The sequence below is a fragment of the Allobosea sp. genome (assembly GCF_051860145.1).
In the GTDB taxonomy this organism is placed as follows: Bacteria; Pseudomonadota; Alphaproteobacteria; order Rhizobiales; family Beijerinckiaceae; genus Allobosea.
This window is the reverse complement of the sequence record NZ_JBHYEM010000002.1, coordinates 15,315-31,048: the sequence shown is the minus strand read 5'-3', so window position 1 is coordinate 31,048 and position 15,734 is coordinate 15,315. Positions and strand designations below refer to the sequence as shown.

Sequence of the window (15,734 nt, the reverse complement as noted above, 5' to 3'; positions counted from 1 at the left end):
CATCGCTCAGTCGGGTCGATTGGTCGGTTGCGCCGCCAGGGTGCAGATCATGCGCGCGACCTCCCATGATCTCTCGAAGGCGGGGACGGGCAGGAACTCGAAGCGCGAATGGAAATTATAGGCGCCGGTGAAGAAATTCGGCGTCGGCAGGCCTCGGGCGGACAGCGCCGCGCCGTCGGTCCCGCCGCGCATCGGGATCAGCTTCGGCTCGATCTGCAGCGCCGCCAGCGCCGCGAAGAGCAGATCGACCGAGCGGCGATCCTCGCCCAGGCTGTCGGAGATGTTGCCATAGGTGTCGCTCACCTTGCAGTCGACGCGCCCCTTCGGATAGCGCGCGGCGATCAGCGCGGCGACCTCACTGAGCCGCCGCTTGCGCCAGTCGAACCGCTCCTTGTCGAAGTCGCGGATCAGCACCTTCAGGCGCGCCTCGCCGGCATTGGCGACGATGTCGTTGAACCAGAAATAGCCCTCGCGGCCGGCGGTGTTCTCAGGCGTCTCGGCGCGGTCGAACTCGCTGATGAAATCATGCGCCATCAGCAATGGGTTCACCAGCACACCCTTCGCCGACATCGGGTGGGCGCTGACCCCGGTGAAGACGATCTCGCCCGCCGCGGCGTTGAAATTCTCGATCACGACCTCGCCGAGCTCGCAGCAATCGATCGTATAGGCGAAATCGCAGTCGAAGCGCGTGAGGTCGAGGGCTTTCGCGCCACGCAGGCCGATCTCCTCGTCCGGAACGAAAGCGACCAGGATGTCGCCATGCGCGTCATCGGGGCCGAGATTGGCGAGCAGCGTCATGATGACAGTGATCGCGGCCTTGTTGTCGGCACCGAGCACGCTCGTGCCGTCACCGAGGATGATGTCCGCGCCGGTCCAGGGCCGGATCTCGGGATGCTCCGCCACGCGCAGCCAGATGTCCTCCTGCCGGTTCAGGCAGAGGTCGTCGCCCTCGAAGCGCAGGATCTGGGGCCGGATGATTCCGGAGAGGCCGGCGTCGAACGTGTCGAGATGCGCGATGAAGCCGATTTTCGGCGCGTCCGGACGGGTCGCCGGCTTCAGGGCTGTGACGGTGGCGTGATCGTCGAGGACGACATTGTCGAGGCCGAGATCGCGCAACTCCTGCGCCAGCAATTCCGCAAGGCGCTGCTGGCCCGGCGTGCTCGGCAGCGATGTCGCCTTGGTGTCGCTCTGGCTCTCGATCGCCAGATAGCGGAAGAACCGCTCGATCAGCTGCTCGCGAATGCTCATCCGTCCTCCGTCGGGTCCCGTTGCGGCGTCGCTGCCCCGGCATAGAGGAGCCCGCGGGCGAGCGCGAGCGCAAGCCGCGTTCGCCGGTCGGGCTGCCCGAAAGCCTCGCTTCGGGCCGACAGCGGCCGCGCGCCGACGCTGCTTTACAGCCAAATCGCAAGCGCCTACGCCATTTGTGACGGTTCGATGACGAAAGCGACGCTGCGATGCTCGGCTGGTTTCAGAAGCTGCTTCCGAAGGAAGCGAAGTTCTTCGACCTGTTCGAGAGCCACGCCGTCACGCTGGTCGCCGGCGCGGCCGCCCTCAATGGCCTGCTCGCCGGCACGCTGCCTCTGCGGGAGGGCTGCGCCGAGGTGATCGACCAGGAGAACCGCGCCGACGCGATCGCCGGCCAGGTGATGCTGGAAGTCGGGCGCACCTTCATCACCCCGTTCGACCGCGGCGACATCGAGGAGCTGATCGGCTCGATGGACGATGCGATCGACCAGATGCAGAAGACCGTCAAGACGATCACGCTGTTCGAGGTCGAGAGCTTCGCGCCGCATATGACGGAGCTGGGCGCGGTGATCGTCCAGGCATCCGAGCGTGTCGCCGTGCTGCTGCCGATGCTTCGGGACATCAAGAAGCACGCGGTCTCGATCGGCGCTCTCGCCAAGGAGATCGGCGCGATCGAGGAACGGTCGGACGAATTGCACGACCAGGGCCTGAAGGCGCTCTACAAGGCGCAGCAGGGCTCTGACGCGATGGCCTTCATCATCGGCGCCGAGATCTACGATCATCTCGAGAAGGTGGTCGATCGTTTCGAGGACGTCGCCAAGCGCGTCAGCCGCATCGTCCTCGAACATCTCTGAGCGGCGCCTCCCGTGGATCTGGCCAGCGTCGCCCCCGCCCTGATCTTCCTGATCGCCGTCGCATTGCTGTTCGACTTCCTGAACGGCCTGCACGACGCCGCCAATTCCATCGCCACCATCGTCTCGACCCGGGTCCTGGCGCCGCAATGGGCGGTGTTCTGGGCGGCCTTCTTCAACTTCATCGCCTTCCTGTTCTTCGGCCTGCATGTCGCCCAGACGGTGGGGTCCGGCATCGTCCAGGCCGCGATCGTCGATGACCGCGTCATCTTCGGCGCGCTGACCGGCGCGATCGTCTGGAACGTCGTGACCTGGATCGCCGGCATCCCGTCGAGCTCGTCGCATGCGCTGATCGGCGGGTTGGTCGGGGCCGGCCTCAGCAAGGCCGGGTTCTCGTCGATCGTCTGGTGGGGGCTCGGAAAGACCTTCGTGGCGATCTTCATGTCGCCGGCGATCGGCTTCGCGCTGGCGCTGCTGCTCGTGCTGATCGTCTCCTGGACCTTCCTGCGTGCCGCCCCGATGAAGGTCGACAGCACCTTCCGGAGCCTCCAGTTCGTCTCGGCCTCGCTCTACTCGCTCGGCCACGGCGCCAACGACGCGCAGAAGACGATGGGCATCATCGCCGTGCTGCTGTTCTCGCATGGCGCGCTGGGCGACACCTTCTCCGTGCCGTTCTGGGTGGTGATCTCGTGCCAGGCGGCGATGGCGCTCGGGACGCTTTGTGGCGGCTGGCGCATCGTCCACACGATGGGCTCGAAGATCACCCGCCTGTCGCCGCAGCAGGGGTTCTGTGCCGAGACGGGCGGCGCCATCACGCTGTTCATGGCGACCTATCTCGGCATCCCGGTCTCGACGACGCATACGATCACCGGCGCGATCATCGGCGTCGGCGCCGCCCGGCGAGTGACCGCGGTGCGCTGGGGCGTGGCGCGCGGCATCGTCTTCGCGTGGATCGTGACAATGCCGATGGCCGGCCTCATCTCGGCGATCGCCTATGCCCTGTCGGCCGCGTTCCTGACGGGGCGCTGAATTGCGGCGCTAGGAAAGTTTCAGCGAGCGCAGCAGGTTCTTCAGCCCCGGTTCCTCGACGAGCTCCGCGGCGTCGGCGAGGCTGAACCAATGCGACTTGCGCTGGTCGTGCTCCGCCCAGAGATCGAGGCGCTCCTCGACGTCGAGAAGATAGACCGTCACCTTGCACAGGGTGAAATGATCCGCCATCCGCTTCCAGTAGAGATAGCGCCCCACGGGTTTCCTGTGGACCTTGCCGACGACGCCCGCCTCCTCGCGGGCTTCGATCGCGGCCGCCTCGTGACCCTTCTTGCCCTTGATGCGCCAGCCTTTCGGGACGATCCACCGACCGGTGGTGCGCGTCGTGACGAGAAGGACCTCTGGCTCTCCGGACGGCGAACGACGCAGCGGCAGCGCCGCGATCTGCGCCCGCGGCTTGCCCGATAGCGGCTTCGCCTTCTTCATCGAATCATCAACTCTCCAGTGCCGTCGGAGCGTATATTATGAAGCCGGCAAATCAATGTCCGGAGAGCGGCCAACCCACAGCGGGTTTGCCGAGACTGTGTCTTATGACGGTGCAGTGCGACAGTTCCCATGGCATTTGCACAGCATGAGCGAGTCGAATCCCAAGGGCGTGGAGAATTTGCGCATCCTCTATGCGGAATTGGGTGCGGCCGTGCTGCGTGCGCGGCACGCGCTTGGTCCGGGACCCGGCGCCATGGGCGATACACGCGAGTTCCTCGCCGCCGACCGCGAGGTCGCACGGCTGACGCGTCACATCGCGGCGATCCAGGATTCTGAGGTCCGGACCAAATCCGTTTAGTTCGCTGGTGTGAGCCGCCCTGCGTGATCGCCCTCAGGGCCGCTTTCGAGGCCGCATAGGGAAACCGCTTCAGGGTGATCCGCCGGCGCCGATCGAGGCGCCGTTGCCCGCGCCCCGTCCTGAGGGTCAGTCCTGGCTCTCGGCGTCGAAGCTCGACCAGCCATCCCCCGCCGAGGCGCCCTTGCCGGTGCGCGACAGGCGCTGGCGATACTCGTAGCGGTCCGGCCGGTAATAGGATTCGAAATATTCGACCGGTCTGCCCTGGTCGTCGCGCAAGGTTCGCTTCACGAAGATCAAGGCGGTGCCGATCGAGAGCCCGAGCGCCTCGGCCACCGGCCCGTCGCAGGTGCGCGCCGAGAGCGACTGGTCGACGATCGTCAGCGGCACCCCCGATTGCTCGAGCACTTCTGTGGTCGTGCGCTGGTCCATCGTCTCGCGGCTGAACAGGCCGGCATGCTCCGGCGGGATGTAGATCGTCGCGAAGATCACCGGCTCGCCGTGCTTGAGCCGCATGCGCTGGATGCGCAGGAGCTTCTCGCCCGGCTTGAGCTCCAGCGCCTCGGCGGCCTCCGGCGGAGCCTGGACCGTCTCGAAGGTCAGGTCCTTGACGCTCGTGCCGTCGGCGACGGCGACGACGGGGCCGAGCCAGCCATGCAGGTTCTCGTGGCGCTTGCGCCTGGCCTTCGGCCGGGCCGGAAAGGTGCCGGCGCCCGGGCGGCGCAGGATCAGCCCCTCCGCCTCGAGCTGCTGCAGCGCGCGGCGCAAGGTGACGCGCCCGACCGAATGGAACCTGGCGAGCTTCGGCTCGCTGGGCAGCGGCTGGCCGGCTTCGAACAGGCCATCGACGAGCTGTTGGCGCAAGGTCGTGTAGACGCGGTGATAGAGCGGCGTCATCGGCGAGAGCTGCATCTGCGGGGGCAGGCCCGTCCGGCTTCTATTGGCCATCGCCCTCGAGCCCTTTGGTGGCCGCGCGCATGAATCCTGCCCTGAGGCGTTGAGAATAAGCGGTTCCATAGCTGCAGACGGGGCGCTGCACGGCTCCCTCCGAGATTCTCCGGCCACCCGCGTCGGCCGGGCTGTATTGCCTGTTGCAGATCGGGCTTGCAAGGCGGCGAAACCTGTCTCATTAATAGGACAGATGAACGCGACGCGCCACCCCCTTCCGCTCCGCAGGCTCCCGGCATGAGGCCGGTCTATTGCATTGTCGGCGGTGCCGGCGGGATCGGGCGCGCCGTGACGAGCGCGTTGCGTCCGGCCGCCGAGGTGATCGTGATGGACCGGGACGAGGCCGGCCTGCGGGCCGTGGCAGCCGAGACCGGCGCGACCGCCCTGAAGGTCGACATCTCCGACGAGGCCAACGTCGCGGCGGCATTCGCCAAGGCGAGAGGCATGGCTCCGGCTCTGACCGGGCTCGTCGTCGCGTCCGGCGTCGTCGATACCGGCAAGCTCGCGGGGCTCACGCTGGCACGCTGGCACGAGGTGCTGGGCATCAACCTGACCGGCACCTTCCTGTGCTGCAGGGCTGCGCGCGAATGGCTGGTCGATGGCGGGCGCATCGTCACCATGAGCTCGCTCGCGGCCCGCACCGGTGGCGTCATCACCGGCGCGGCCTATGCCGCCTCCAAGGCCGGCGTCGAGGCGCTGACCAAATCGATGGCGCAGGAACTCGCGCCGCGGGGCATCACCGTCAACTGCGTTTCGCCGGGTGCGATCGTCACGCCAATGACGGCGGGCCACCCGGCCGAGCGCAAGGCGGCCTATGACAGGACGGTTCCGCTGCAGCGCCATGGCACGGCCGAGGAGGTCGCCGCGGCGATCACGTTCCTGCTGTCGCCGGCGGCCTCCTATCTCACCGGCGTCGTCATGCCGGTGAATGGCGGGATCAGGATGGACTAGCCGCGCGCTTCAGCCGGCAACCGGAATTGGGGAGGACGGAATGACGGAGCTGGCGGTCGATCTGGTGGAGGCGGGGCGGGTGCGCCGGGCGCAGCTCGCGCTGAAGCGCTGCTACAATCTCGGCTCCGCGACGCGCAAGGCAGAGACGGCCCTGGCGCATCAGGAGGAGGTCAAGCAGATCGGCATCGCGATCGCCTTCGACATCCCGGCCCCGCGGATCTACCCGCTCGGCGCCGAGATCGTCACCACTGCCTCCTCCATCACGGTGCAAGGCGAGGAGACGTCAGGCGAGGTCGAGATCGTCATCGTCGTGACCGACGACATCTATGTCGGTGTCGGCAGCGACCATACCGACCGGGCGCTCGAGCGGACCAGCATCGTCTGGAGCAAGCAGGCCTGCGCCAATGTGCTGGCGCCGCGGCTCTGGCGCTGGTCGGACGTCAAGGACCGCTGGGACGGATTCAGCATGCGCTCCTGGGTCGACGGCCGGCTCTATCAGGAATGCCTGACCGAGGCCTTTCTCTCGCCCGAGGCGATGCTGGCGGTGCTGAAGGAGCGCGTCATCGACCTGCCGGAGCGCGATTTCTGTGTCTTCGGCGGCACGATCGTGGCGCTCGACAAGACGATCGGCTTCGGCCGGCGCTGGGAGATCGAGATGGCGCAGCCCGGCGGCGAGGCGATCCGCCACGGCTATGACGTGGTCAATCTGATGGACGAGATCCGGCCCGATTTTCGCGTGCCTCTGGAGAAGAGGCTCTAAGCCCGACGCCGCCAGCCGCCCGAACCTCTCCTTCGATGGGAGTTACCCCGATGCTGACACGCCGTTCCTTCGCCAAGCTCTCCGGCGCCGCGATCGCCTCGCCGGCCATCCTGCGCCCAGCCTCCGCCCAATCGGCCACGACGCTCGTCGTCGCCGCGACGCGCACGCCCGGCGGCCTCGACGGCGATGCGCTGAAGCCCAACACGCAGAATGTCGTCGTCCAGGTCTATGAGGGCCTGACGCGCTATGCCCGCGCGCCCGGCAGCGACGGCCGCGTCCGCATCATCGGCGCCAAGGTCGAGCCGCATCTGGCGGAGAGCTGGACCGTCTCGCCGGACGGCAAGAGCTATGTCTTCAAGCTGCGCCAGGGCGTGAAGAGCTTCTTCGGCAACGAGCTGACGGCGGAGGACGTGGTCTGGGGCTGGAACAAGTCGCTCGCCCAGAACCGCACTGGAGCCTTCATCGCGCGCGTCTCCTCGGTGACCAAGGTCGAGGCGGTCTCGAGCCACGAGGTCAAGTTCACGCTCAGCGATCCGAGCCTGCTCTTCCTGCGCGCGCTGACGCTCTACACGCCGAGCCTCTACGATTCGAAGGTCGCCAAGCAGCATGCCACGGCTGAGGACCCCTGGGCCCTGAAATGGCTGGATCAGAACACCGCCGGCTTCGGCCCCTATCACCTGCAGCAGCTGCGACCGGGCTCCGACGCCGTGTTCGTGGCGAACCCGAACTATTTCGCTGGAAAGCCGTTCTTCGAGCGCGTGATCTATCGCGAGGTGCCGTCCGCCGCGAACCGGCTCGCCCTGATGCGCGCCGGCCAGGCGCACTGGACCGAAGAGCTGACTCAGCGCCAGATCGTCGAGCTGCAGCGCGACAAGCGGGTGCGCGTCGAGGGCGAGGAGGGCACCGGCCACGCTTCCGTGCGCATGAACATGAATCTCGGGCCGTTCAAGGACCGCAAGCTGCGCCAGGCCCTGCTCTACGCCACCGATTACGAGGCGCTCAACCAGTCGGTCTTCGAGGGACTCGGCACGCAGGCGAAATCGATCGTGCCGCCGGCCATCGAAGGCCATGACGGCAGCGCCTGGGTGTACGGGACCGACCTCGACAAGGCGAAGGCGCTGCTGGCCGAGGCAGGCCATGCCAGCGGTCTGACGATCCCGGTCGAGTATTCGCAGATCTTCTGGTGGGAGGAGCCACTGGCGATCCAGCTGCGCAGCCAGTTCCAGAAGGTCGGCGTGACGCTGGAGCTGAAGCAGATCACCGATGCCGACATGCGCGCCAGGACGGCGCCGAACCGGCGCGACCTGCCCTTCTTCACCTTCCTCGACAACCCGATCGTGCTGGACGGCGTCTATGCGCTCTATCTCAACGCCCATTCGCAGGGCGCCTCCAACCGCAACGACTACAAGAACCCGGAATTCGATGCGCTCGTCGACAAGGCTCGCATCGAAACCGATCCGGACAAGCGCATCGAAATGATCAGGCAAGCACAGCGCATCCACACCACCGACGCGACCTGGCTGATGACGCTCTATCCCGGCTCCTTCGAGGCGATGGCGCCCAATATCCGCGGCTGGGTCTGGCAGCCCGACCTGCACGAGCGCTGGGTCGACCTGCGCGTCGAAAAAAGCTGAGGGCCGCGTCCGCGATGCCGATGACGGTTGCGCTTTTCGTCCTGCGCCGCCTGCTGGTGATGGTGCCGATCCTGTTCGGGGTGATGCTGTTCGCCTTCGTGCTGGTCCGGCTCAGCGGGCAGGAGCCCGTCGCCTTGCTCGGCGGGCCGACGGCGAGCGCCCAGCAGCTCGACGAGATCAGGACCGAGCTCGGCCTCGACAAGCCGCTGCCCGTGCAATTCGTGATCTATGCCGGAAAGGTGCTGAGCCTCGATCTCGGCACGTCCTGGCTGAACAGCCGGCCGGTGCTCGGCGACCTGCTCAGCCGCATCCCGGCGACGCTGGAGCTGCTGCTGCTCGGGGTCGGGCTCGGCGCGCTCGTCGGCATCCCGGCCGGGCTTCATGCCGCGACGCATGCCAATGGCCGCTTCGACCATGTCAGCCGCTTCCTCTCGCTGCTCGGCTTCTCGATCCCGACCTACTGGCTCGGGCTGATCGCGATCTTCCTGTTCTTCTACCTGCTCGGCTGGGCTCCGGCACCAATGGGGCGGATCAGCATGATGGTGGTCCCGCCACCGGTCGTGACCGGCAGCTACGTGATCGACGCGCTGCTCGCGGCCGATAGCGAGGCATTCTGGTCGGCGCTGACGCAGCTCGTGCTGCCCGTGCTCTGCCTCGCGATCGTCTCGGCCGCGCCGATCATCAAGCAGACGCGTGCGATCGCACTCGACGTCCTGAGCAGCGATTTCGTGCGCTATGCGAAAGCCTCGGGCCTGCCGCCGGCGATGATGAAGCGCATCACCCTGCGCAACAGCATGGTTCCGCTGGTGACCTTCATCGGCACCGAGCTCGCCGGCCTTGTCGGCACCTCCTCGCTGATCGAGCTGGTCTTCGCCTGGGGCGGGGCCGGGCAATACGGCCTCTCGGCGATCATCCAGGGCGATTTCACCGCCGTCCAGGGCTATGTGCTCTATGTCACGCTGTTCTCGCTGGTGATCTTCCTGATCGTCGACGTGCTGGTGCTGATGCTCGAACCGCGGGCGCAGACGGCATGAGCGAGATTTCCGCCCAGACGATCGAGCCCGGCCGCGTTGCCTCCCTCGGCCTCAGGCTGCGGGCTCTGGCGCGGCGCTCGCCGACGGCCGCCATCGGCGCCGGGCTGGTGCTGTTCTTCGCCCTGCTCGCGATCTTCGCGCCGCTGATCGCCCCGCACGACCCGCTCCAGGCCAATCCCTACGAGGTGCTGAAGCCGCCGTCCTGGCAGTTCTGGCTCGGCACCGACAGCGCCGGCATGGACGTGTTCAGCCGCATCGTCCATGGCAGCCGGCTCGCCTTCGGCATCGCGGTCCCCGCCGTGCTGATCGCGATCGGCATCGGTGTGCCGCTCGGACTCGTCGCCGGCTATCGCGGCGGCATCCTGGACGAGGCGATCCTGCGCACGACCGACGCGCTGCGCATCTTCCCCTCGATCATCCTGGCGCTCGCCATCGTTGCGGCGACCGGCAACTCGCTGGCCAAGATCGTCTTCGTGATCGGGCTGGTCGATGCGCCGATCTTCGTGCGCGTGGTGCGGGCCGAGGTGCTGACGCTGCGCTCGAGCGGCTTCGTCGAGGCGGCGGTCGCGGCCGGCAACCCGATGCGGCGCATCCTGTTCATCCATATCCTGCCCAACGCGATCAAGGGCGCGCTGGCCCAGAGCGCGGTGCGCCTCGCCTGGGCGATCCGGGTCAGCGCGACGCTCGCCTTCGTCGGTGTCGGCGTGCAGCCGCCGACGCCGGAATGGGGCGCCATGATCCGCCAGGGCGCCGAGCAGATGGTGACGGGCGATTGGTGGGTCGCTCTCTTTCCCGGCGTCGCGCTAGTGCTCCTGGTGCTCGGCTTCAACATGTCGGGCGATGCGGTGCAGGACTGGCTCGACCCGCGCCGGAAGGGCAAGGCGTCATGAGCCTGCTCAGCGTCGCCGATCTCGATGTCCGCTTCGTCGACGAGGACGCGCTCGGCCGCAGCCGTGAGGCGCGGGCGCTGAACGGCGTCACCTTCGCCCTCGCGCGCGGCGAGATCCTCGGGCTCGTCGGCGAGACCGGCGCCGGCAAGTCGCTGACCGCCCAGGCGATCATGGGCCTGCTGCGGGCGCCGGCCCGGCGGCTCGGCGGCCAGATCATGCTCAATGGGCAGGATTTGGCCGCGCTCAGTGACGACCAGCTCAACAGCTTGCGCGGCGCGGCGATGGCGCTCGTCGTGCAGAGCCCCAAGACCTCGCTCGATCCGCTCTGCCGCATCGGCGACCAGATCGCCCGCGTCCAGCGCGCCCATGGCCGCATCGACAAGGCGGCGGCGCGGCGGCGGGCGGTCGCGCTGCTCGACTCGGTCGGCATCCCCGATCCCGAGCGGCGCGCGAGGGCCTGGCCGCACGAGCTCTCCGGCGGCATGGCGCAGCGCGTGCTGATCGCGATGGCGCTCGCCAACGACCCGCTGCTGCTGATCGCCGACGAGCCGACGACCGGCCTCGACGTGACGGTCCAGACCCAGATCCTCGACCTGCTGCGCCGCCTGGTTCAGGACAAGGGCATGGGGCTCCTGGTGATCACCCATGATCTCGGCGTCGTCGCGCAATATTGCGACCGGGTCGCGGTGATGTTCGCCGGCACGATCGTCGAGAGCGGCCCGGTCGGCGACGTCCTGGTGTCGCCGGCCCACCCCTATACGCGCGCGCTGATCGCCGCGACGCCGGAGCGCATCGCGCAGGGCCATCGCGCCCCGCCGGCCGGCGCGCCGCCGGACCTGTTCGCCCTGCCGCCGGGCTGCGTCTACAAGCAGCGCTGCGCCTTCGCGGATGCGTCCTGCGAAGAGCCGCCGCCGCGCATAGCGCTGGGCCCTGCGCGCGATGTGCATTGCCACCATGTCGTGCGGGTGGCTGTCCATGGCTGAGCTTCTCACCGTCGATGCCGTCTCGAAGCGCTTCGGCCATGGCGCGCAGGCCGTGCGGGCCGTCAATACGGTCAGCCTGTCGGTCGAGCCCGGCGAAATCCTCGGCATCGTCGGCGAAAGCGGGTCGGGCAAATCGACGCTCGGGCGGCTGGTGACGCGGCTCGTCGAGGTGTCGGAGGGCCGCATCCTGTTCGAGGGCCGCGATCTCAGCCGGCTCCCGCCGCACGACATGCGCAAGCTGCGCTCCGACCTGCAGATGGTCTTTCAAGACCCGTGGGCCTCGCTCAATCCCAGGCTCAGCGTCGGCTACCTGATCGAGGAGCCGTTGAAGCTCCATACCGATCTCGATGCCGCGGCGCGCCGCCGCCGCGTCAGCGAGCTGGCGCAGCGCGTGCGCCTGTCGGACGCCCTGCTCGGACGGCTGCCGGCCGATCTTTCCGGCGGGCAGCTCCAGCGGGTCTGCATCGCCCGCGCCCTGGCGAGCGGCCCGCGCCTGCTCGTGCTCGACGAGCCAACGAGCTCGCTCGACCTGTCGGTACGCGCCGGCATCCTCGAATTGCTGTTGGAGCTGAAGCGCGAGCTCGGCCTCGCCATGATCTTCATCAGCCATGATCTCGGCACCGTCCGGCTGATCAGCGACCGCGTGCTGGTGCTTTATCTCGGCCGCGTCGCCGAGGTCGGCGCCAGCGGCGACATCTTCGCGACGCCCCAGCACCCCTACACGCAGGCGCTGCTCTCGGCCCATCTCTCCTCCGATCCACGCGAGCAGCGCAGGCGCATCATGCTCGCGGGCGAGATTCCGAGCCCCATCGACATGCCGCCCGGCTGCCCGTTCGTCTCGCGCTGCCCGCTGGTGCGCGAGGATTGCCGCGCCCGCCCGCCGGATCTCCTGCCGACGCCGAGCGGCCAGCTCGCAGCCTGCGTGCGCGTCCGCGACGCGACCAATCAGATCGGCGCCTTCACCGGGAGGACTGCATCGTGACCGCGTTCAAGCATCTCTTCGAACCGTGCCGGCTCGGGCGCCAGGTGGCGAAGAACCGGATCTGGATGACCGCCCACGCGACGCTGCTGGTCAAGGACCACCTCTTCACCGACGAGCACATCGCCTATTACGTCGAGCGCGCGAAGGGCGGCGTCGGCGTCATCACCATGGAGGCGATGGCCGCGCATCCGACGACACAGCCCTACAAGGGCAAGGCCTTCGCCTTCGACCCGCGCATGGTGGCGCAATACCGCAAGATCGCGGACGCCGTGCACGCCCATGGCGTGAAGATCCTGGCGCAGCCCTGGCATCGCGGCCGCCAGACTAATTCCGTTGCCAACGGCCTGCCGGTCTGGGCCCCATCGGCGATCCCCTGCGCGGTCTATCGCGAGATGCCGCATGTGATGACGCAGGACGAGATCGCCGAGCTCGTCGAGGGCTACAGGTTGTCGGCGCGCTATGCCCGCGAGGGCGGCCTCGACGGCGTCGAAATCCATGGCACGGCGCATGGCTACCTGCTCGGCCAATTCCTCTCGCCGGCGACGAACCACCGCGAGGATGCCTATGGCGGCAGCCTGGAGAACCGGCTGCGCATCGTCATGGAGATCATCGACGCGACGCGCGCCGAGACCGGGCCGGAGCTGATCGTCGGCATCCGGATCAATTCCGACGACCGCATGGAGGGCGGCCTGGGCCCTCATGAATGGGCCGAGATCGCCCGGCATCTCGAGGCGACCGGCAAGCTCGACTACGTCTCCTGCAGCCACGGCACCTATCTCAACCGGATGCTGATCTATCCGACCTCGCCGGAGGAGCACGGCTTCCAGCTGCCGGCGACGCGGATCGTCAAGCAGGCGATCGGGCTGCCCGTCGTCGGTGTCGGGCGCATCGTCACGCCGGCCGAGGGCGAGGCGTTCCTGGCCGAGGGCGCCTGCGATTTCATCGGCCTGTCGCGCGCGCTGATCGCCGATCCGACCTGGGCCGCCAAGGCGCAGGAGGGCCGCGAGCGCGAGGTCCGCCCCTGCGTCGGCGCGAACTGGTGCATGGAATCGATCTTCGCCCAGGCTCCCATCGCCTGCATCCACAACCCAGCCGCGGGGGCCGAGCGCGAGATCGGCGAGGGCACGCTGAAGCCGGCGCCGGAGCGCAAGCGCGTCGCCGTGGTCGGCGGCGGTCCGGGCGGCATGCGGGCGGCGGCGACATTGTCGCGGCGCGGCCACGACGTCACCCTGTTCGAAGCCAGGGAACAGCTCGGCGGGCAGGTGGCCTGGTTCACGCGCGCCGAGATCCGCCGCGAGCTGCGCGGCATCCTCGACCACCTGACGCGCGAGCTCGACGCTGCCGGAACGGCGATCAGGCTCAAGACGCGCGTCGAGGCCGCCGACCTGCGCGGGTTCGACACGGCCGTTCTCGCGACGGGCTCGACGCCGCTTCGGCATGGCTGGACGCAACTCAAGCCCGCGCGCTGGGCCGGCGAGACATTGCCAGGCGCCGATCAACTCCATGTCCTGACGCTGGCCGAGGTGCTCGGTCAGGATACGCCGCCGCCGATCGGCAAGACTGTCGTGGTCTATGACGCTCTCGGCGGGCGGCAGGGCGTGGTCGTCGCCGATGTCCTGGCCGGGCTCGGCCACGAGGTCGCTTTCGTGACGCCGCTTGGCCAGGCCGCGCCCGGCCTCGCGGCGAGCCGCGACTGGGGCAAGGTCTATGGCCGGCTGCGCCGCATGGGCGTGAGCTTCCGCTGCGACCGCGAGATCACCTCGATCGGCGCGGCGAGCGTGACCGAGCGCGACGTCTTCACCCAGGAAGAGCACGAGCATCCGGCCGATGCGGTCGTGCTCGTGCTCGGCTCGCAGGCCAATGACGCCCTGTTCACGGCGCTGCGCGCCGAAGGCCTCGTGCCGGAGCTGCGCATGATCGGCGACTGCATGGCGCCACGCCGTGTCAGCGACGCGATACGCGAGGGCGAACGCGTCGCCCGCGAAATCTGAACACCCCGACCCCCTCGATCACAGGAGCCCACGCCATGACCCCCGAAGGCCAAAAGGAACTCGACAAGATCCGCAGCGTGCGCGGCTACACCCTGCCGCTGCACGAGGTTCTTGCCGACCTCAATCCCGAATTCGTCCGTCGTTATGGCGACCTTGCATCCTTCGTCATCTTCGGGCCGGAAGAGGGCCGCGCCCTCGACCTGAAGACCCGCTTCCTGGTCATGGTCGGGGTCACCACCGCCGCCAAGAACGACCGCGAAGGCATCGAGTGGAGCGCGGCGCGCGCGATGAAGGCCGGCGCGACCTGGGACGAGGTGCGTGAAGCCGCGTTCATGGCCGCCTTGCCCTGCGGCATGCCCGTCTTCGAGGCGGCCTGCCGCGTCTTCCAGGACATGGAAAAGGGCGACGGCCTGGTGCCGCAAAAGGTCGAGATCGCCCGGGCGGCCACGAGCGGCGCCTAGCGCCGCCGTGGCTCACGTCGCCGACCAGGTTTCTCCCGTGACCCTGGCGCGGCCTTCGGCCTGCAGCTTGAGCAGGTGGGCGAGCACGTTGCGCTCCGCCGCGCGGCGGAGCCAGGGGTCGGTCTTCGAATAGAGGCGATCGACGAGAGGCCAGGTGCCGCTGGGGCCATCCGCCAGGGCGGCGGCGATCTCGTTCTCGCGCTTGAGGCGGTAATCCAGCAGCTCGCCGACATAGGGAATGGGATCGGGCAGCGGCGGGCCATGCCCCGGTAGGTAGAGCCGGTCGCCGCGCTCCATCACCAATTGAAGGCTGCGGAAATAATCTGCCATGTCGCCACCGGGCGGCGAGACGATGCTGCTCGACCAGGACATGACATGGTCGGCGCTGAACAGGATGCCGTCGCGAAAGGCGAAGCAGAGATGGTCGCTGGCATGGCCTGGCGTGTGGAGCGCGGTCATCCCGACCGCGCTGTCGCCGTCCCGGAGCAGTACGTCCGGGGTGAAGGCGTCGTCGGCGCTCAGATGGAAGGCATAGGTCTTCGCGCCGGTGCGGGCCTTCAGCCCCGCGGTCGCGCCGAGATGATCGGAATGGGTGTGGCTGAGCAGGATCGCCGAGACCGCACCGCCGGTCGCGCGCAGGATATCCTCGAGATGCCCGGCATCGTCGGGCCCGGGATCCAGGACGACGAAGCCGCCATCGCCCTCGATCAGATAGGTGTTGGTGCCGTGATAGGTCATCAGGCTGGGATTGTCGGCGACGATGCGCGAGACGCCGGGCAGGACGGGAAGGGCCGCTCCGCGCTCGGGTTCCGCCTCCTTGAGAAACGCCAAGATGGAGCCTTTCGGTCACGCGGCGGCCAATCCGCCGATTCTGCCACGCCATGAAGCCCGCCGGTTCGCACTACCGCCAGAGCGTTTTCTGCAAGGCGGCCTTTCGCCAGTGCGCGCGAAGCAGGGTCGAGCGTTTCTCCATGTGAAACGCCGAATCCTTGACGCGAATTTTGGCGGTCAATAGCCTTCATCGTCAGAGGGAAGGCCACCATCCGCCATGCGCGGATGAGAACGGGCCGGATCGCCGAATGACGGCTTTGCGCTGCGCGAAGCCATGAGGCCGCCGTCGACGCCAGCCTGTCCCGACGGAACAGGGCAATCGGCGGCTGCCATTTTGGGAAGGAT

Annotated in this window: 16 protein-coding genes; 12 read left to right on the top strand and 4 right to left on the bottom strand. The window is 68.1% G+C overall.

Annotated elements, in window-relative coordinates:
* Positions 1-6 precede the first annotated feature (6 nt).
* Complete coding sequence (gene pepT, locus ACTIF2_RS03445; RefSeq protein ID WP_439495638.1) at positions 7-1,248, bottom strand: peptidase T; 1,242 nt, start codon at positions 1,246-1,248, stop codon at positions 7-9.
* A gap of 206 nt (positions 1,249-1,454) precedes the next feature.
* Here pepT and ACTIF2_RS03440 point away from each other — a divergent pair, with 206 nt between their 5' ends.
* The gene (locus ACTIF2_RS03440; RefSeq protein WP_439495637.1) at positions 1,455-2,099 is read left to right on the top strand and encodes a DUF47 domain-containing protein; all 645 of its coding nucleotides are present in this window, start codon (positions 1,455-1,457) and stop codon (positions 2,097-2,099) included.
* Positions 2,100-2,111: 12 nt separating this feature from the next.
* Positions 2,112-3,125: an inorganic phosphate transporter gene (locus ACTIF2_RS03435; protein ID WP_439495636.1), complete on the top strand. Its 1,014-nt coding sequence runs from the start codon at positions 2,112-2,114 to the stop codon at positions 3,123-3,125.
* A gap of 9 nt (positions 3,126-3,134) precedes the next feature.
* Here the strand turns inward: ACTIF2_RS03435 and ACTIF2_RS03430 are convergent, their stop codons facing one another.
* Positions 3,135-3,569 carry an NUDIX hydrolase gene (locus ACTIF2_RS03430; RefSeq protein ID WP_439495635.1) on the bottom strand — a complete coding sequence of 145 codons (435 nt, stop codon included), beginning with the start codon at positions 3,567-3,569 and terminating at the stop codon, positions 3,135-3,137.
* A 145-nt stretch (positions 3,570-3,714) separates the two neighbouring features.
* Between ACTIF2_RS03430 and ACTIF2_RS03425 the strand changes: the two genes are divergently transcribed.
* Positions 3,715-3,927 (top strand): hypothetical protein, encoded by a 213-nt coding sequence (locus tag ACTIF2_RS03425; protein WP_439495634.1) that lies wholly within the window; start codon positions 3,715-3,717, stop codon positions 3,925-3,927.
* Positions 3,928-4,053: 126 nt separating this feature from the next.
* On the opposite strand, the gene ACTIF2_RS03420 is transcribed toward ACTIF2_RS03425, so the two are convergent.
* Positions 4,054-4,872, bottom strand: coding sequence for a GntR family transcriptional regulator (locus ACTIF2_RS03420; protein ID WP_439495633.1), 819 nt, complete (start codon positions 4,870-4,872; stop codon positions 4,054-4,056).
* A 237-nt stretch (positions 4,873-5,109) separates the two neighbouring features.
* Between ACTIF2_RS03420 and ACTIF2_RS03415 the strand changes: the two genes are divergently transcribed.
* The 9 genes from ACTIF2_RS03415 to ACTIF2_RS03375 are packed head-to-tail and all read left to right on the top strand — an operon-like array spanning position 5,110 to position 14,558.
* Complete coding sequence (locus tag ACTIF2_RS03415; RefSeq protein ID WP_439495632.1) at positions 5,110-5,823, top strand: SDR family NAD(P)-dependent oxidoreductase; 714 nt, start codon at positions 5,110-5,112, stop codon at positions 5,821-5,823.
* Positions 5,824-5,863: 40 nt separating this feature from the next.
* Entirely contained in the window at positions 5,864-6,583 is a 720-nt protein-coding gene (locus ACTIF2_RS03410; RefSeq protein ID WP_439495631.1) for a DUF2848 family protein, read from the top strand.
* A gap of 50 nt (positions 6,584-6,633) precedes the next feature.
* Positions 6,634-8,217: an ABC transporter substrate-binding protein gene (locus ACTIF2_RS03405; protein ID WP_439495630.1), complete on the top strand. Its 1,584-nt coding sequence runs from the start codon at positions 6,634-6,636 to the stop codon at positions 8,215-8,217.
* A gap of 14 nt (positions 8,218-8,231) precedes the next feature.
* Complete coding sequence (locus tag ACTIF2_RS03400; RefSeq protein WP_439495629.1) at positions 8,232-9,251, top strand: ABC transporter permease; 1,020 nt, start codon at positions 8,232-8,234, stop codon at positions 9,249-9,251.
* The gene (locus ACTIF2_RS03395; RefSeq protein ID WP_439495628.1) at positions 9,248-10,141 is read left to right on the top strand and encodes an ABC transporter permease; all 894 of its coding nucleotides are present in this window, start codon (positions 9,248-9,250) and stop codon (positions 10,139-10,141) included. The genes ACTIF2_RS03400 and ACTIF2_RS03395 overlap by 4 nt, the downstream gene beginning before the upstream one ends.
* Positions 10,138-11,124, top strand: coding sequence for an ABC transporter ATP-binding protein (locus ACTIF2_RS03390; protein WP_439495627.1), 987 nt, complete (start codon positions 10,138-10,140; stop codon positions 11,122-11,124). Before ACTIF2_RS03395 ends, ACTIF2_RS03390 begins: the two co-directional genes overlap by 4 nt.
* Positions 11,117-12,106, top strand: a complete 990-nt coding sequence (locus ACTIF2_RS03385; protein ID WP_439495626.1) for an oligopeptide/dipeptide ABC transporter ATP-binding protein — start codon at positions 11,117-11,119, stop codon at positions 12,104-12,106. Before ACTIF2_RS03390 ends, ACTIF2_RS03385 begins: the two co-directional genes overlap by 8 nt.
* Entirely contained in the window at positions 12,103-14,097 is a 1,995-nt protein-coding gene (locus tag ACTIF2_RS03380; protein ID WP_439495625.1) for an oxidoreductase, read from the top strand. The genes ACTIF2_RS03385 and ACTIF2_RS03380 overlap by 4 nt, the downstream gene beginning before the upstream one ends.
* 35 nt (positions 14,098-14,132) lie before the next feature.
* Positions 14,133-14,558 (top strand): carboxymuconolactone decarboxylase family protein, encoded by a 426-nt coding sequence (locus ACTIF2_RS03375; protein WP_439495624.1) that lies wholly within the window; start codon positions 14,133-14,135, stop codon positions 14,556-14,558.
* Between the two features lie 12 nt (positions 14,559-14,570).
* Here the strand turns inward: ACTIF2_RS03375 and ACTIF2_RS03370 are convergent, their stop codons facing one another.
* Positions 14,571-15,389, bottom strand: a complete 819-nt coding sequence (locus ACTIF2_RS03370) for an MBL fold metallo-hydrolase (protein ID WP_439495623.1) — start codon at positions 15,387-15,389, stop codon at positions 14,571-14,573.
* Positions 15,390-15,734: the final 345 nt, after the last annotated feature.